The organism is Dyadobacter alkalitolerans DSM 23607 (assembly GCF_000428845.1).
GTDB lineage: Bacteria > Bacteroidota > Bacteroidia > Cytophagales > Spirosomataceae > Dyadobacter > Dyadobacter alkalitolerans.
Map to the genome: position 1 here is coordinate 173,498 of NZ_AUAS01000005.1, position 15,771 is coordinate 189,268.

15 protein-coding genes are annotated in these 15,771 nt (G+C 47.1%); 5 read left to right on the top strand and 10 right to left on the bottom strand.

The genetic code is table 11. The features are described 5' to 3' along the window. Nucleotides 1-4: 4 nt before the first annotated feature. Genes G395_RS0111830 through G395_RS29275 form a run of 3 tightly spaced genes read left to right on the top strand, consistent with a single transcriptional unit; the run spans nucleotide 5 to nucleotide 3,776 of the window. A complete protein-coding gene (locus G395_RS0111830) occupies nucleotides 5-529 on the top strand; it encodes a (2Fe-2S)-binding protein (protein WP_051350133.1) in 525 nt (174 codons plus the stop codon). Continuing rightward, nucleotides 526-1,521 carry an FAD binding domain-containing protein gene (locus tag G395_RS0111835; RefSeq protein WP_026630230.1) on the top strand — a complete coding sequence of 332 codons (996 nt, stop codon included), beginning with the start codon at nucleotides 526-528 and terminating at the stop codon, nucleotides 1,519-1,521. The genes G395_RS0111830 and G395_RS0111835 overlap by 4 nt, the downstream gene beginning before the upstream one ends. Further along, nucleotides 1,518-3,776 (top strand): xanthine dehydrogenase family protein molybdopterin-binding subunit, encoded by a 2,259-nt coding sequence (locus G395_RS29275; RefSeq protein WP_035361142.1) that lies wholly within the window; start codon nucleotides 1,518-1,520, stop codon nucleotides 3,774-3,776. The genes G395_RS0111835 and G395_RS29275 overlap by 4 nt, the downstream gene beginning before the upstream one ends. Before the next feature lie 51 nt (nucleotides 3,777-3,827). On the opposite strand, the gene G395_RS0111845 is transcribed toward G395_RS29275, so the two are convergent. The 7 genes from G395_RS0111845 to G395_RS0111875 form a co-directional block, all read right to left on the bottom strand. Beyond that, nucleotides 3,828-4,760: an aldo/keto reductase gene (locus tag G395_RS0111845; RefSeq protein WP_026630231.1), complete on the bottom strand. Its 933-nt coding sequence runs from the start codon at nucleotides 4,758-4,760 to the stop codon at nucleotides 3,828-3,830. Between the two features lie 136 nt (nucleotides 4,761-4,896). Beyond that, entirely contained in the window at nucleotides 4,897-5,337 is a 441-nt protein-coding gene (locus G395_RS0111850) for a hypothetical protein (RefSeq protein ID WP_026630232.1), read from the bottom strand. Nucleotides 5,338-5,423: 86 nt separating this feature from the next. Then, entirely contained in the window at nucleotides 5,424-5,786 is a 363-nt protein-coding gene (locus G395_RS0111855; protein WP_026630233.1) for a hypothetical protein, read from the bottom strand. A 167-nt stretch (nucleotides 5,787-5,953) separates the two neighbouring features. Next, a complete protein-coding gene (locus tag G395_RS0111860) occupies nucleotides 5,954-6,295 on the bottom strand; it encodes a hypothetical protein (protein ID WP_026630234.1) in 342 nt (113 codons plus the stop codon). A 182-nt stretch (nucleotides 6,296-6,477) separates the two neighbouring features. Further along, nucleotides 6,478-6,822, bottom strand: coding sequence for a hypothetical protein (locus tag G395_RS29280; protein WP_051350134.1), 345 nt, complete (start codon nucleotides 6,820-6,822; stop codon nucleotides 6,478-6,480). A gap of 120 nt (nucleotides 6,823-6,942) precedes the next feature. Further along, on the bottom strand, nucleotides 6,943-8,823 hold the full coding sequence (locus G395_RS0111870) for a RagB/SusD family nutrient uptake outer membrane protein (RefSeq protein ID WP_026630235.1): 1,881 nt from the start codon (nucleotides 8,821-8,823) through the stop codon (nucleotides 6,943-6,945). A 9-nt stretch (nucleotides 8,824-8,832) separates the two neighbouring features. Continuing rightward, nucleotides 8,833-12,087, bottom strand: a complete 3,255-nt coding sequence (locus tag G395_RS0111875; protein ID WP_084439581.1) for a SusC/RagA family TonB-linked outer membrane protein — start codon at nucleotides 12,085-12,087, stop codon at nucleotides 8,833-8,835. A 419-nt stretch (nucleotides 12,088-12,506) separates the two neighbouring features. On the opposite strand from G395_RS0111875, the gene G395_RS32070 reads away from it, so the two are divergent. Further along, complete coding sequence (locus G395_RS32070) at nucleotides 12,507-12,950, top strand: hypothetical protein (RefSeq protein ID WP_157486681.1); 444 nt, start codon at nucleotides 12,507-12,509, stop codon at nucleotides 12,948-12,950. 65 nt (nucleotides 12,951-13,015) lie between these two features. Then, nucleotides 13,016-13,291 (top strand): hypothetical protein, encoded by a 276-nt coding sequence (locus tag G395_RS0111890; protein WP_169720031.1) that lies wholly within the window; start codon nucleotides 13,016-13,018, stop codon nucleotides 13,289-13,291. 125 nt (nucleotides 13,292-13,416) lie between these two features. Here the strand turns inward: G395_RS0111890 and G395_RS0111895 are convergent, their stop codons facing one another. From G395_RS0111895 to G395_RS29285, 3 genes are read right to left on the bottom strand one after another with little or no spacing between them, the layout of a single operon-like run. Next, nucleotides 13,417-14,199: an SDR family NAD(P)-dependent oxidoreductase gene (locus G395_RS0111895; RefSeq protein ID WP_026630240.1), complete on the bottom strand. Its 783-nt coding sequence runs from the start codon at nucleotides 14,197-14,199 to the stop codon at nucleotides 13,417-13,419. A gap of 3 nt (nucleotides 14,200-14,202) precedes the next feature. Further along, a complete protein-coding gene (locus G395_RS0111900; RefSeq protein WP_026630241.1) occupies nucleotides 14,203-15,069 on the bottom strand; it encodes an alpha/beta hydrolase in 867 nt (288 codons plus the stop codon). Nucleotides 15,070-15,123: 54 nt separating this feature from the next. Further along, nucleotides 15,124-15,759, bottom strand: a complete 636-nt coding sequence (locus tag G395_RS29285; RefSeq protein WP_051350135.1) for a DUF2867 domain-containing protein — start codon at nucleotides 15,757-15,759, stop codon at nucleotides 15,124-15,126. Nucleotides 15,760-15,771 lie beyond the last annotated feature (12 nt).

Sequence of the window (15,771 nt, forward strand, 5' to 3'; positions counted from 1 at the left end):
ATGTATGAAAATTGACGCAACGGTTCTGGATCAACCAGTCCAAAGAAAGCAAAAATTGCCTGAATATGAATTAGTTAATTTAACCATCAACGGCCGGTTTTTTAAACTCAAATTGCAACCCTGGGTCAGTCTTCTCGATGCAATCAGGGAATACGCCGGTCTTACCGGGACCAAAAAGGGATGCGATCATGGCCAATGCGGCGCCTGCACGGTGCTCATCAACGGCAAACGCATTAATTCCTGCCTGACACTTGCTGTTATGAAAGACGGCGAGGCGATCACAACTATTGAAGGGCTTTCGGACGGGACGGTTAACCATCCTTTGCAAGACGCATTTATAGAGCACGACGCTTTCCAGTGCGGTTACTGCACGCCGGGACAAATCTGTTCTGCGGTGGGAATGCTCAATGAGGGCCGGGCTAATTCTTTGGAGGATGTGCAGGAACTCATGAGCGGCAATATCTGCCGTTGCGGTGCTTATAATAACATTAATGCAGCCATTATGGATGTTAAATCTAAAATGGCATGAACAGTTTTTCATACAACAAAGCCTATGACGTCGCAGAAGCTGTGGCGGACATTCAAGTTCATGAACATGGCAAATTCATCGCAGGCGGCACCAATTTGCTGGATCTGATGAAGGAAAATGTGATGAAACCGGATCATTTGACGGACATTAACCGGCTTGACCTGGCGGACATCACAGAGAATGAGGACGGCGGATTGCGGCTGGGCGCACTCGTTACCAACGCCGACACAGCATGGAACGAGCTCGTGGAGCAGCGCTATCCCCTGCTTTCCAAGGCTATTCTGGCCGGTGCATCGCCGCAGTTGCGCAATATGGCTACCAATGGCGGCAACCTTTTCCAACGCACGCGCTGCTATTATTTTTATGACACGGCCACTGCCTGTAACAAGCGCGAGCCTGGCTCTGGTTGTTCAGCAGTCAACGGCATCAACCGCATCCATGCCATTCTGGGAACGAGCATGCAATGCATTGCCACGCATCCTTCGGACATGTGCGTCGCGCTTGCGGCACTGGACGCGAAGGTGAATATTTCTGGCCCTAATGGCGAAAGAACATTAGAATTTGCTGATTTTCACCGGTTACCCGGCAATTCACCACATTTGGATACCAACGTTTCTCCGGGAGAACTGGTTACTTCCATTGATCTTCCTCCAAGCAATTTTACCAAAAAAGCTTTTTATCTGAAAGTCCGCGACAGGCAGTCCTATGCATTCGCACTGGTTTCCGTAGCAGCAGCTCTGGATCTGGACGGGGATGTGATTAAAGATATACGGGTTGCAATGGGCGGTGTTGCGCATAAGCCTTGGCGGCGCAGGGATGTGGAGGAAAGTTATATTGGAAAAACGGCTTCTACGGAGAACTTCCAGGAGTTGGCTGAAACCATGCTCACGGGTGCAATTGGTTTTGGTGGTAACACTTTTAAAATCGAATTGGCTAAAAGAGCAATCGTACGTGCTTTGAATGAGGCGCTCAAAACAGGAGAAAATCTATGAAAACGCAATATATAGGAAAGCCCGTCAGCCGGGTGGACGGACTGGCGAAGGTTACGGGCAGCGCCAAATATTCAGCCGACTTTAAAGTGGAAGGCATGCTGTATGGCTACATTGTATCCAGCGGCATTGCAAAGGGAAAAATTCTGAACATTGATACTTCGCAGGCCATGTCGCTGAAAGGCGTTTTGCAGGTTTTCACACATGAGAATGTTTCCGGCCTGCCTTGGTTTAGCATTAAATACAAGGATATGGATGCGCCGACCGGCTCGCCATTCCGGCCTTTGCATGACGATAAGATCATTTACAGCGGTCAGCCTATCGCATTGGTTGTGGCGGAAACTTTCGAACTGGCGAGATATGCATCCTCATTGGTCCAGGTGGAGTATCAGGAAGAAGGATTCACGACCGATCTGATCCAAAACCTGGGAAATTCATACAAAGCGCCGTCCGGGAAAATAGGTTTTGTACAGCCTAAATCTCGTGGTAATGCAGAGGAAGCGTATGAGCAGGCGGAATTTAAAATGTCCGGTTCTTACCAGCACGGAGCAGAGCATCACAACCCTATGGAGCTGTTTTCAACAACGGCCATCTGGGAAAATGAAAAGCTGACTGTTTATGATAAAACGCAGGGAGTTTCCAATTGCCAGTTTTACATTGGTAATGTATTCGGACTGGCGTATAAGGATGTACGGATCATTTCGCCGTACGTTGGCGGCGCTTTCGGATCCGGACTAAGGCCTCAATATCAGCTTTTTATGGCTGTTCTTGCTGCGCTTGAATTGAAAAGACCTGTTAAGGTGGGGTTGACCCGTCAGCAGATGTTCACATTCGGGCACAGGCCGGTTACTATGCAGAATGTTGCCCTTAGTGCGTCTGCGGATGGCACTTTGGAATCCATTACGCACGAGGCATATTCTGAAACTTCCAGGTTTGAGAACTATACAGAGATCATCGTAAACTGGTCTGGGACAATGTATAATTGCGATCGTGTCAAATTGAAATATGACCTGGTCGGGCTGGATATGTATACGCCTGTGGATATGCGTGCGCCTGGAGCTGTTACGGGTGCGCATGCGATGGAAAGTGCAATGGATGAATTGGCATATGAACTGAAAATGGACCCGTTGATTTTCAGACTTAAAAATTATGCGGATGAAGACCAGACCGAAGGGAAACCATTTTCCAGCAAAGAGCTGATCGCATGTTATCGGGAAGGGGCAGAAAAATTCGGATGGACCAAAAGAAACCTCGAACCCCGCTCAACGCGGGAAGGAAACCAGTTGATCGGCTGGGGAGTGGCTACGGCTGCCTGGGACGCATTCCAGATGCCTTGCCGGGCAAAAGCATTGCTATCCATTGACGGAAAGCTGGTGGTAAGCAGCGGAACTTCGGACATTGGAACTGGCACTTACACCATTATGACGCAGATTGCGGCGGAAAGTTTAGGCCTGAAAATCGAGGATGTGACATTCAAACTGGGAGATACCAATATGCCGCTTGCGCCGCTGGAAGGTGGTTCATGGACGGCGGCTTCGGTGGGCGCAGCCGTGAAAGGCGTATGTGAAGATGTGAGAAAGAAGCTGGCAAAGATGGCCGTCAAAACCAAAGACTCCCCTTTCTATAATACTGATCCGAAGGGCATTTCATTTGATTCGGGAATGTTGTCGGACCTTAATGACAGCTCGAAGTCGATATCAATTGTTGACCTGATGCGGCTTGCGGGCGTCAACAGCATTGAGGAAACCTCAACCAGCGGCCCAAACCCGGTTAACAAAATGAAGTACACTTTTAATTCACATGCGGCGGTTTTTGCGGAGGTGAAAGTGGATGAAGATCTCGGGATCGTCCGTGTGACACGTGTCGTCTGCGCGGTTGCCGCAGGAAAAATTCTGAACCCGAAAACGGCAAGAAGTCAGATCCTGGGCGGCGTTGTTTGGGGAATCAGCAAGGCATTGGAGGAGGAGAGCAAAATGGATCACCAATACGGGCGGTTCATGAACCACAATCTATCCGAATACCACGTGCCGGTGAACAAGGATATTAACGATATCGAAGTGATCTTCGTGGAAGAGAAGGACGACATTGTCAATCCTTTGGGTATCAAAGGCGTCGGGGAAATTGGGATTATTGGAGTGGCAGGAGCAATCGCGAACGCGGTGTTCCATGCAACCGGCGTCCGCGTTAGGAACCTGCCTATCACTATGGACAAAGTGCTTCAAATCGCAGAAGACGATCACAATCAAGTTTCGGTTTAAAATACTGTGAATAGCATAAAAAAAGCGTGGCGGTTGAACGCCACGCTTTTTTTATGCCTTCTCGACCCATTCGATCATTTTTTTTCTTCCGCCCTCGTCGGGAAGTTCGCCCAGGGCCGCTCCTAGATTATCGGTCAAATGTTTTACGTCCGAAGTTCCGGGAATGGCGCAGGTTACGGCCGGATGGCTGACAATGTATTTCAAAAAATACTGAGCCCAGCTCTTGATGTCATAGTCGGCTGCAAAGGCCGGCAATTCCTTGCCCTTAACCGCCCTGAATAATGCGCCTTGCTCAAATGGCTCGTTAATAATCACGGCCACTCCGTGATCTTTGGCCGCATTAAGCAGACTCTTTTCGGCATTCCGCGAGCGGATGGAATAATTGAATTGGACAAAATCAACTTCCTTTGACTTCACGATCTGTTCCAGCCGGGCGTGTGCGGAATCTGTGTAATGAGTGATGCCGATATATTTTATTTTTCCCTGCGCCTTCCAGTCTTTTAATGTTTTCAAATGTGTTTGCCAATCCTGCAAATTATGGATCTGCATCAGCTCGATTTTTTTCCGCCGCATTTTTCTGAACGAATCATTCATTTGCGCTATCCCCTGCTCCTTCCCGGTTGTCCAGACTTTGGTGGCAAAGAAAAACTTATCATTGTTTTTTAACTCGGTAGTGAGCGCGCCGATCACCTCTTCTGCACGCCCGTACATAGGCGATGCGTCGATCAGCTTGCCGCCTAATGTCGCCATTTCCTGCAAAACCTTGGTCAATGCTGCTCTTTCGCTGGCTGCCTGGCCTACATCGAATTGCTGCCAGGAACCGAGACCGATTACCGGAATTTTTTCGCCGCTGGCCGGGATTGTTCTTTGTATCATTATTTTTTGTTCCGGTTTTGCATGAGAGAACAATGGATTTAACAGCATTGCACCGCTGGAAAGGCCAATGCTCTTGATAATATCACGACGGGAAAACGAATCTTTCATATTTAAAAGGGCAGGATAAAAACGCTTACATGGCCTAATTTACACAACAATCCCAAAAATTACCCCAAGAATCAAAAAAGGAGCCCGGCTCGTGGCCAGGCTCCTTTCTCAAATTTTCACACCAAAATGTAACTTCTTATTTTTTCTTAATGGTCACATTAACTTTATAATCCTCGATTTTAGGCGTTTGTGTGCTCACCGGATAAGGCTGCAATTCGCTTACAGTCAAAATGTAGTTCTGACCACTTAATGTGAACGCCTGCGAATCTGCTTTTGCATCTCCTTTGAAATCAACATCGACCTCAGTGGAATTGGTGGCATCGGAAACATTGAGCTTGATTTTTGCGCTTCCCATCTGAATACAAACTACATCCTTAGGACAACGGCTGTCGTTAACTTCCCGAAGGTCTACCTTCAAGTCGGCTCCTGATGCTCCTGCGCCCGACGCTGCAATTTTGGTCTGCTTGCGGTAAGGCACGCTGGTTGACTCGGCCTCGGGCTGTGGCGTTGCATTTTGTTTCTCGTTACAAGCCATAACCGAGACCCAGATCAGTGCAAATAAAATTGTTCTTTTCATGCTAATAGTGCTTTTTGTCATACTGTTTAGAGAAACACACGGCAATAAAAAGGTTGTAATGAAATGCGAAAATATTGCAGAATTCCCTAAACCTCGAAAGGCAGCTCATAGTCTTTTGTAATAGGCTTTGAGCTGCGCGTTTTGACTGTGATCCGGGCTTTCAGCGGACTTCCTATTAAGAGGTGATGTTTGATATACTGATCCTCGTGGTAAGTCCAGGATTTATCTTCCAGAAAATATTCTTCCGTGTTTTGCTTTGATGCTTTATAAGCCCATTGTTCAACAATGTTGGGTTCATAGGTAACTATGGTTCCCATACTCACCACCTGAATTCCCGGCACGCCGCTGTTTCCTAATTCCGTACAGCTTTCAACTGTAACATTAATCGATGAATTGTCTTCCAGATCCTTTACCGACCATTGATCGATGATTGTTTTTACGTTAGCCATTATTGTTTCTGTTTAAATGTGTTGTAGATAAACAAATAAACAGCTGTACGCCTATTTGACTGGGTTTCATTTACCAAACGGTTGATATAAAGAAGCCAAAGGTTTACAAAACAAAACAGCCGGGAAATTTTCCCGGCTGTTCCTTCATTATGTGGAAAAATTATTCCTTATCCCACATTATTACCATCTTTATCTAATCTCACCCTGGCACTTTCACTGCCTTTGGCTACTTGTAATTCGTAATATGGTGTTTTAGCGCCCTCTTTTACGAGGAAGGCCTTCTTCACCGTCCAACCTGAAAACTCTTCTCCTTTAATGGTCTTTTTAATTCCCTCAGGAAGGTCTTCCGGTTTTACCGCTACCTTATCTTCTTTTGAAGTTGTAGTGGTTTTTGTCGTGGTCTCTTGTTTGGTTTCCGTTTGAGCGGACTCTGTTGTTTGCGCTGTGGCTTGAACAGAAGCGAAAGAGATAAGTGTCATGGCCAATGCCGATACTATTAGCTTTTTCATAATTTGGGTTCGTTTGAACTTGTTTATTTTACGTTTCTGTGCATCCGCACTGTTGCGTAAAAAGCTAACATCATTATGCCAAAATACCTAATATGCTCATTTTCAGTATATTATTAAAATACAACATCGTAAGACTGTGTCGAACGAAATCCACGTTTTGTGGGATTTATATCCAGCTAAGGTTAATTCAGGATCTGACCTTCTTTGTTCACTTTCATGCGGGATTGCTCATCCGCCTTCCTGACAACCAGTTCATAATACTGCCCGCCGTCGTCAGCAACCACCAGATAGGCGTCAGAAATCGCCCAGCCTGCATATGATTTGTTATTCAATGCGTTGCGTACTTTTTCAGGAAGGTCCTCCGGCCGCACTTGTACGCGTTTTTCAAGCTCGATGACTGTTGCCTCTTTGACGAAATGCACTTTATGAATGCCATCGCCCGTAAATGCAGAGCCGACGATAGCAGCTCCGAAAACTAGTGAACTAAGTAAAAGTCCTCTTTGAAAAAACGTCTTATCCTTTTTCATAATTGATAGCCCATATTGACGCCTTGGTCGGAGTCAATGCTGCATGGCTAAAATTATGCCTGCCCTAAAACAGAGAAGCCATACCCGGATGGGCATGGCTTCAAAGCGAATTGAATCTGATTATTTATCGTAACCTGGGTTTTGTACCAGCTTCGCGTTACGGTTGATCTCATCACGGCTGAACGGACGGAAATACATTTTATCAACCCATGTACGGTTTTCATGCGATTTCTCGACAACCGGGGTATAAGTGTAAGTATAAACGTCTGTATCATAGTGATACGGCTCCTTCATCGTCTTACCTGGCTTGAACTTGCCCAAAACGTTGATGTATTCCAACGGACGGCCCAATGTTTCCTTGGCGATCATCCAGCGGCGTGCATCGTGGTAACGTTGCTCTTCGTAAGCCATTTCGATGCGTTTTTCATGACGATACGCTTCTTTCAAAGCAGCGCCGGTCACTTTCAATGCTGGCATACCGGAACGGAAACGGATCCTGTTCAGCCATAGCAAAGCTTCTGCTTCCTGGCCCACTTCGATGCTTGCCTCAATGTAGTTGAACACAACTTCCGTAGTACGGATGAACGGCCAGGGGATGTTCTGACGATCCGTATTGTCATACAATGCAGGGTTTGGATCAATGAATTTACGCATGTAATATCCGGTACGGCTACCATTCCAGTCTTCGATCGAGCTGCTGCGTGTATCCAATCCTTTGCGGTTGATCAATGCGCCTTTGTCATCCAAAAGGTCATATGCACCTGTCTGGATCTGGTTAGCAGGATCTTTCGCATCAGAAGGACGTGGCTTCCAGTCTGCACCGTCAAACATGACCGTTGCGTAGAAACGAGGATCACGGTTTTTGTAAGGGGCCGCTTTGTGCGTTGGGTTGGTCCAGCTGAAACGTGTTCCGTCCATCAGTTCGTAATCATCAACCAGCAGACCGATAGGCGTGTTTCCAGCCCAGTTGTGGTAACCATTAGGACCGTTGTTCAAGCCGGTCTGGCGGGCACCTTCGCTAAGGCTAGGTGTGAAATAACGTCCGAAAATGATCTCGTTGGCAGCCGAAGCATCCAGTGATTTATCAGCGCTCGCACCGCCCATAGCGATGGAGATGTAATTGCTCCTTCCTTGTGCAGGCGTTACCGGAGCAGTCAGGTTAAGCTTATAACCTCCGTCCGTTGCAGCCAATGCCGCTTTTGCAGCAGCCTGTGCAGCCGTCCAGCGTGCCTTTCTGTCACCCGATACATAACCCAGGAATTCAGGGTTAGGGTAAGCAGCAAGCACAGCCGATTTTGCTTTCGCAGTAGTCATATCATGCAGATCGCTGGCAGCATAAAGCAGCACTCTCGATTTCAGCGACAATGCAGCCGCTTCACTTGCACGGCCTTTGACAATCGTTTTGCCTTTCAGCAACATGGCAGCGCTATCAAGGTCAGTAACGATGCGGTTCACACATTCTTCGTATGTGTTACGGGGCACAGAGTAATCCTCATTCAGGTTATAAACCCTCGTGATGATCGGCGCAGATCCGTAATAGCGAACAAGCTGCTGATAGTAATAGCCACGCAGGAAGTAAGACTCTCCCATGAGACGGGCTTTCAAAGTCTCATCTGTGAAAGTCGCCGTTTTCAGATTGGCAATCGCAAGGTTTGCAGCCCTGATCCTGGTATACATCGGGCCCCAGCCATAAGTGTCATCCACCCAGCCAAGATTGGAAGGACTTAAACTTCCTTCATTCACCGTATTAATGTTCCGGCCAGTGTGCGTAAACACTGCTTCATCTGTGAGGGAAGCCAGCATCTGCTCGCTAAAACCGCCTTGCTGAAGTCCCCCGTAAATACCTGTTACAAATCCTTCGGCAAGCGGACCTTCTTTCCACACTTCTTCTGACGGAATTTCAGTTGGAGGCGTTACGTCCAAGAATTCCGTGTCGCAGGATACCAGCCCGAATGAGCCAAGTGCTGCTAAAAATATCCAATGTTTATAATTCAGTTTCATTTCTAATTCTTAAAAAGTTACACGTACACCTGCATTAAGTACTCGCGATTGCGGATAATATTGTCCGTTTGAGCTTGTAGATTCCGGATCCCAGATCTTGATCTTATCAAATGTGAACAAGTTAAGTCCGTTAACATACAGTCTCAGGTTACCCAAACCGATTTTGCTTCCAATTTCCGAAGGCAGGTTGTAACCAAGCTCAATGTTTTTAAGACGCAAATAATTGTTGCTTCTCAGGAAATAAGTGTTGGCACCGGCGTTGTCGAAATTGGTATAATAAGTGTTATTTCTGTTGGCCAGCCTGGGGTCTGTCGAACTTGGGTTATCAATGGTCCAGCGGTTGTCATATGCATATTGCAAATAGTTACCAATGTCGCCCGACTCCGTTTGTCCAATGTACTGCAACCCGCCTAATGCGCCCTGGAACAGGATTGAAAGGTCAAATGCTTTGTAACCCAGGTTGATCGACGCACCGCCGGTGAATTGCGGACGGTTTGTTTTTTCAGATCTCACTTTATCATCAGCTGTGATTCTTCCATCTCCGTTGATATCCTTAAACTTCATGTCACCCGGACGGATCGTTCCTGTGATACCCTTGTAATCCAATGGGTTGGCATCAACTTCGCTCTGATCGCGGAACACACCGTCATATTGATACGCCAGGAATGAGTTATATGGCATTCCCGTTGTTTGCTGGTAAGTAGGTGCGCCCGGCGTTTCATCCCAGAATTTGATCTGGTTCTTCGCATAACCACCATTCACGCTCACAGAGTAAGTGAAGTCATCTAAGCTGCCATCATAGCTCACTTTAAATTCCCATCCTTTGTTTTGCAGCTTACCCAGGTTTTGAGGAGGAAGTTTTCCATCAATACCAGCGCTTGAAGGCGTAGAACCTGTTTTCGGGATCAAAATATTCGAACGGTTGTTCACGAAATAATCAAATTCGAAAGCAACTTTATCACGGAACAATGTTCCCTCGATACCGAAGTTCATGTTGTTGGCAACCTCCCATGTAAATGCTTTGTTAGCAACGCGCGATTCAAGAAGCGTTTTAGCAACCTGGTCGTTGATCACGTAAGAACCGAAGCCCATTGTTGACAAATACTGGTATTCAGCAAGGATTTCTGTTCCGACCAAATACGGCTCAGCACCCATTTGTCCCCATGAACCACGGATTTTAACATTGTTCAGGAAGTTGATGTTGCCCTTCCAGAAATCCTCCTCCGAAATTCTCCAACCTGCCGAAATCCCCGGGAAGAAACCAAAACGGCCATCCTGCGGGAATACGTAAGAACCATCCACGCGCCAAAGGAATTCAGCAAGATATTTCTCTTTGAAGTTATAACCGGCTCTACCGAAGTAGCTCAAACGAGCTCTGTTAAACAAATCTGTATTGTTATAAGTCGTCCCGTTAACGGTTGTAGAACCTGAGTTACCAATGTTCTGCTCAGGCGTTCCACCTGCAAAAAGCTGATCAACAACTGGTGAAATAAAGTAGCGACGGTAAGCAAAAAATCCATCCGCATCCACTTTCTCACGCTGGATACCAGCCATTACATTGAAATTATGCGAGCCGAAAGATTTCTCGTATGAAACCTGACCTGTCAGCTGAATAGACAATTCCTGCGAAGAAGTTTCAGTCAAACGCGGATCGCTGAATGTAGAACGAACCGTTCCTGTCAGGAGTGGAGAAGTTCCATCCGCTTCATAGGTTTTCTTATCCCAGTAATAAAGCGTCCATGGTTTCTGGAATGACTTCTGACGACGGATTTGCTTATCAATCGCTGCCATTGCATTCACTTTCAGACCTTCCACACCCGGAATAAGGATTTCGAGAGAACCGTTTGTTTGGATATAGTCGCGTTTGTCGTGGTTATAACCTGTTGTGTTGGTTGTAATAACCGCCGGGTTTTGACCATTCTCAATATCAGGACCAGGTCTTCCGTCTGGCCAGATCGCGATTTCAGTAGGTTTTCCACGCATCAACATACGGAAAATATCACCTGCGCCACCACCATTAGGGAAACGACGGAATTCTTCACGAAGCGTCAGGCCCAGGTTTGCACTTACATATTTGTTGATTTTTGTATCCAAATTGATACGCATATCATACTGTTTGTAACCTGTTGCAGACTTTACATAATTACCTTCCTGGTTAATGTGTCCAAGGGATGCCAGGTATCTGATGTTCTCACTGCCACCTGTTAACTGCAAGTTGTGACGTTGCTGCGGCGACCAGTTACGGATCACGCTGCCATACCAGTCTGTGTTCGGGTGAATCAAAGGATCAGATCCATCCGAAAATTTCCTGATATCATCCGGCGTGAAAACTGCATTCAATACATTGCCGTTGTCTTTTCTAGTGTAAGCGCCATTGGTGTTGAAACCTTGCAATGCATCTCCCCACTCACCTACCTGCAGGTTATCATAAATCTGCAATTCGTTTCGGATTGTAGCATACTGCGTTGCATTTGACATTGTTGGGGTGCGCGTTGGCTGCCCGATACCCATGTTCAAATCGTACGACAACTGCGGTTTTCCGGTTTTACCTCTTTTGGTAGTGATCAAAATAACCCCGTTACCTGCACGTGAACCGTAGATAGCCGCCGCCGCATCTTTCAAAACGGATACGCTCTCAATATCAGCAGGGTTCAGACGGTCCAGACCACCACTTCTGTTGGGCACGCCATCCACAACGATCAGTGCATTGCTGTTACCCAGCGAGTTAGTTCCACGGATACGGATGGCAGATCCGTCGTACCCCGGCTCACCACTGCCTTGTACAGCAGACACACCCGGCAGACGACCGCTCAATGTGTTCGAAAGGTTGGTTGCCGGTGCCTTTGCCAATTCGCCACCTTTAACAGCTGTTACCGAGCCTGTTAATGTCGCTTTCTTGGCAGTTCCGTAACCTACAACCACCACTTCTTCCAGTGCTTTGGTATCGGTAAGCAATTTTACGTCCAGACTGGTTTTGTTGCCCAGCGGGATCTCCTGTGTAATGTAACCAATAAATGAAAATACCAACGTTGCGGATCCCGGTGCATTCACCGTGTAGTTCCCTTCCAAATCCGTGACAGTACCAGTAGAAGTACCTTTTACCACAACGCTCACGCCGGGAAGCCCCTGCGACTGCTCATCATTGACTTTTCCCTTTACCGTAACATCCTGAGCAAATGTACCGGCCGTGACGATGAACGTCAGAAAAAGGGAAAAAAAGTACCGGCTTAGGCCCCGGCCTTTTTCAGGTTTAGAAATCCCCATAAACAGAGTATAGATAGTAGATAGTTAAAAAATAGTTAAACAATGAAAAATCTTGACTTTATACAAATGGCATTCAGGCGTAATTCGTGTGTCTTTTTCACACAATTATTTTGATTAAAAATCAGTCACATTCTGTTCTCCGCGGAACATCATTTTCCGCGTAGCGCTATCATAAAATTTGAGGGGGTTGAAGCAAAAGCGGCATTTGCGCTGCTACATTTCCGTCTTTACGGAGCCGGCGAAATGGTAACCGGCAGTACAAAAAGATATGATATAATTCACATAAACAAGCATTCCTGCTTTCTGACTATGTTTTCTTCGAAAATAACCATAGGTTACTTTACGTATAGTCGCAAACAGTGTCTTTTGGACACTTAAATATTGTTTATTCCATAGATTGTTATAAAATTCGATTTTCGATGGTGCCTTCACTAAACCCAATTCAACACTTTTCATGGCCATCCGTCGGCGCATCGCCGCATAGAAGAGAGCAAAAAACATTCTGCCCGGTAAATGATATAACAACAAGCGAATTGCTTTTATTATGTTTTAAAAGAAAATATTTACATCACGTTATAAGCAGTGCTGATAGGGAGTTTGAGAAAGAGAATTTAAATTTGCAGCGGAGAAAAAGGAAACCAGGAATTAATATTCACACATTACAAAAGCATCTGTCAATGAAAAATCAACCAAATGATATCCAATCCCTGAACACACCGCTTAACGGAGGAATTGCTTGCGGTCTTCTTTTAGGCGTAGTGGGAGGTCCGATAGGCGCGCTGTTCGGCGTCATCCTGGGAGCAACCGCGGGATTTTATTATGACAAAAAAGAAAACTCCCGAAAAAACGACGCTGTTAGTTAAAGAAACAACGACGTCGTATAGTCTTATTACACACATTATAAATGGACAAGTATTTAACCGCATTAGTGGTCCCAATCATCATGGCGCTCAGCGGTGCCATCATTTATGTTGCTGTCAGCAGCAAGCGCGACGGACTGCATAATGTCAAAGAGAAAGAGGCTATTCTGGTCATGCTGGATGTTGGCGGGATCAATGCCGCCGTCCGCATTGTTATGTTAGCTCTCAACTCCAACACGCTCATCGACAGTAATGTTGACCGCATTTATCTCGTAATAGGAGCCTTCGTAACAGGACTCATCTCCTACAAAGACCTAATAGGACGATTCAAAGCCAACCAATAGAAACTTCCTCAACACCTGAGCCAATCATCGCCAGACACTCATTCACTCATCACTCATTCTTCAATTCAGTCATTCACTCATTCAATCATTCAATCATTGCCCGGCGCCCCTGTCACTCATCCCTTTCAATGCGCTGTCCACCCTCCGTCAACAGTCATTATCGACCCGACCATGTAGCTGGATGCTTCGCTGGCTAGGAAGATGGCGGCTCCCTGAATTTCTTGCAGGTTGGCCCAGCGCTGTAATGCGGTGGCGCCAATGATGATGTTGCGGGCTTCGTCGCTGTTGGCGATGGGGATGTTCATTTCGGTGAGGAACGGGCCGGGACAGATCGCGTTGACATTGATGTTGAAAGGCGCAAGTTCCATCGCCAGTGCACGGGTCATTTGCACGACTGCTCCCTTACTGGCAGTGTATGGCGTTCTGTTGGCTAGCCCTACCAGCCCCAGCGTGCTGGCCAGATTGATGATCTTGCCGCTTTTCTGCTGCTTCATGATGGGTGTAACAGCACGCGATGCGAGCCACGTGCCGTTTACATTTACATCCATAACCCGGTTAAAATCTGCGGGGGGAAGCTCGTCGATCGGGCCGCGTATATTGATACCCGCACTGTTGATCAGAATATCGATCTTACCAAAAGCCGCTATCACGAATCTTACCATAGCTTCTGTCTGTCCCAGGCTGGTAATGTCTGCCGGGAATGAGGTTATCCGGGTTCCGAATGAGCGCAACTCTTCCGCGCTCTTTTCGGCATCGGCTGCATTGCGGTTCACAAGCACAATATCGGCTCCGGCAGAAGCCAGCCCGGCGGCCATAGCCAGGCCAAGCCCTTTCGAGCCGCCGGTGATAACGGCTACTTTTCCTGTCAGATCAAAAAGCTTAATCCCTGGTAACTGCGAAACCGACATTAATTAATACTGGTGAAAGGACTGTGATACGAATTCGAGCACTTTGGGGAGCGAGTCCCGCCAATAGGTCCAGTTATGCGCACCATCGCGGATCCTGAATTCATGCGGGATTTCCTTTTTCTTCATCGCAATGTGAACCAGGCTGTTGCCTTCGTACAGGAAGTCGTCGTCGCCGCAATCAATGTACCAGCGAACGGCTTTTTTCTGATCGTCTTTGATGTTGTTGATCAATGCCAGTGCGCTGTGGCGGTTGTAATAATTGGTTACTGTGGAATCCTGAATGTCGGGGTTAGCATTGTTGCGCTGCAGATTCTTCTTGGCATCTTCCACCGTGAGCGGCCCGGCGGATGCGCTTAACGGGCATGCGGACGAAAACAGCTCGGGGTGATGCAGCGCGTACATAAACGTGCCGCCGCCGCCCATCGAAAGCCCGGCAACTGCCCTGAAACGCTTGTTGTTTTTGATGCGAAACTTCTTTTCTACATGTGGCATTAATTCCTGGAAAAAGAAATCTTCATAGTTCCAGTCGCCCTTTACATCATTAAAATAACCTCTTCTTCCCGTGTCTGCATCCGGCATAACGATGATCATGGGCGTTGCTGAACCTTCGCGGATGGCTTTGTCGGTAATGTTAAGGACTTCGCCAAACTGGACCCAGCCGGTGTGATCGTCGCCGGCACCGTGCAGCAGGTAAAGCACAGGATAGCTTCTTTCTGAGGTTGCATAATCGGGCGGCAGGTAAATGGCGTATTTTCTTTCGGATTTCAGGAGCTTACTGGGAACTGATAAATTGTCCATCACCTTGCCCGTTTGGGCAAATGAGGGAACCGCCAGCATAGCCAGCAGAAAATTAGCGTAAATCTTGCGCATAAATCCGTGTTGATTTGGTTTATAAAATCCTTCGGACTAAAAAGTAACCGCGCATCACACTTTACCCGCAATGTTTGTAATCATTCCTTTAAAAATGAATGCATGAAAAGGAAGCACCGAGTACCAGTATAACCTTCCCGCCAATCCGAGGGGGCGAAATGTGGCCGTTTGTTTCAAAACATTGTTTTCATCGAGGCAAAATTCCAGCCAGGCTTCGCCGGGAAGTTTCATTTCGGCGTATAGCAAAAGACGCTTTTCTTCTTCGTTAGCAAGCAGCACCCGCCAGAAATCGAGCGGATCGCCCGGATAGATTTGCTCGGGATGCCTTCTCCCCCGACGGAGCCCTACCCCGCCCGTAACCTTGTCCAGAAACCCGGGTATCTGCCAGAGCCAGGTTCCATAATACCAGCCGGTTTTGCCGCCGATGGACCAGATCCTTCTCAGCACATACTCGGGATCGTCGATTTTAAGTTCTCTTTTATCAATAAAACAACCGTTGGTAGGCACTTGCATGTAACTAGAAATGCCTTTGGACCGCGCCGCACTGCTTTGTGCGCCCGTCCAACTGGATAAAACCTGATTCTGTTCTATTTTATCAAACGCCAGGCTGATCGCTTTTTCATTCCCAATAAGCTCAATGTGAAGCTTTTCCGCAAGATCATTCGGTCGGCAGACGACTTTGACCTTCATGCTCAGTTTGAT

Bases quoted from the DNA above. Each gene is read 5' to 3' on its own strand.
- G395_RS0111830 (WP_051350133.1), top strand. From the start codon at position 5: ATGAAAATTGACGCAACGGTTCTGGATCAACCAGTCCAAAGAAAGCAA.
- G395_RS0111835 (WP_026630230.1), top strand. From the start codon at position 526: ATGAACAGTTTTTCATACAACAAAGCCTATGACGTCGCAGAAGCTGTG.
- G395_RS29275 (WP_035361142.1), top strand. From the start codon at position 1,518: ATGAAAACGCAATATATAGGAAAGCCCGTCAGCCGGGTGGACGGACTG.
- G395_RS0111845 (WP_026630231.1), bottom strand. From the start codon at position 4,760: ATGAAAGATTCGTTTTCCCGTCGTGATATTATCAAGAGCATTGGCCTT.
- G395_RS0111850 (WP_026630232.1), bottom strand. From the start codon at position 5,337: ATGAAAAGAACAATTTTATTTGCACTGATCTGGGTCTCGGTTATGGCT.
- G395_RS0111855 (WP_026630233.1), bottom strand. From the start codon at position 5,786: ATGGCTAACGTAAAAACAATCATCGATCAATGGTCGGTAAAGGATCTG.
- G395_RS0111860 (WP_026630234.1), bottom strand. From the start codon at position 6,295: ATGAAAAAGCTAATAGTATCGGCATTGGCCATGACACTTATCTCTTTC.
- G395_RS29280 (WP_051350134.1), bottom strand. From the start codon at position 6,822: ATGAAAAAGGATAAGACGTTTTTTCAAAGAGGACTTTTACTTAGTTCA.
- G395_RS0111870 (WP_026630235.1), bottom strand. From the start codon at position 8,823: ATGAAACTGAATTATAAACATTGGATATTTTTAGCAGCACTTGGCTCA.
- G395_RS0111875 (WP_084439581.1), bottom strand. From the start codon at position 12,087: ATGGGGATTTCTAAACCTGAAAAAGGCCGGGGCCTAAGCCGGTACTTT.
- G395_RS32070 (WP_157486681.1), top strand. From the start codon at position 12,507: ATGGTGCCTTCACTAAACCCAATTCAACACTTTTCATGGCCATCCGTC.
- G395_RS0111895 (WP_026630240.1), bottom strand. From the start codon at position 14,199: ATGTCGGTTTCGCAGTTACCAGGGATTAAGCTTTTTGATCTGACAGGA.
- G395_RS0111900 (WP_026630241.1), bottom strand. From the start codon at position 15,069: ATGCGCAAGATTTACGCTAATTTTCTGCTGGCTATGCTGGCGGTTCCC.
- G395_RS29285 (WP_051350135.1), bottom strand. From the start codon at position 15,759: ATGAAGGTCAAAGTCGTCTGCCGACCGAATGATCTTGCGGAAAAGCTT.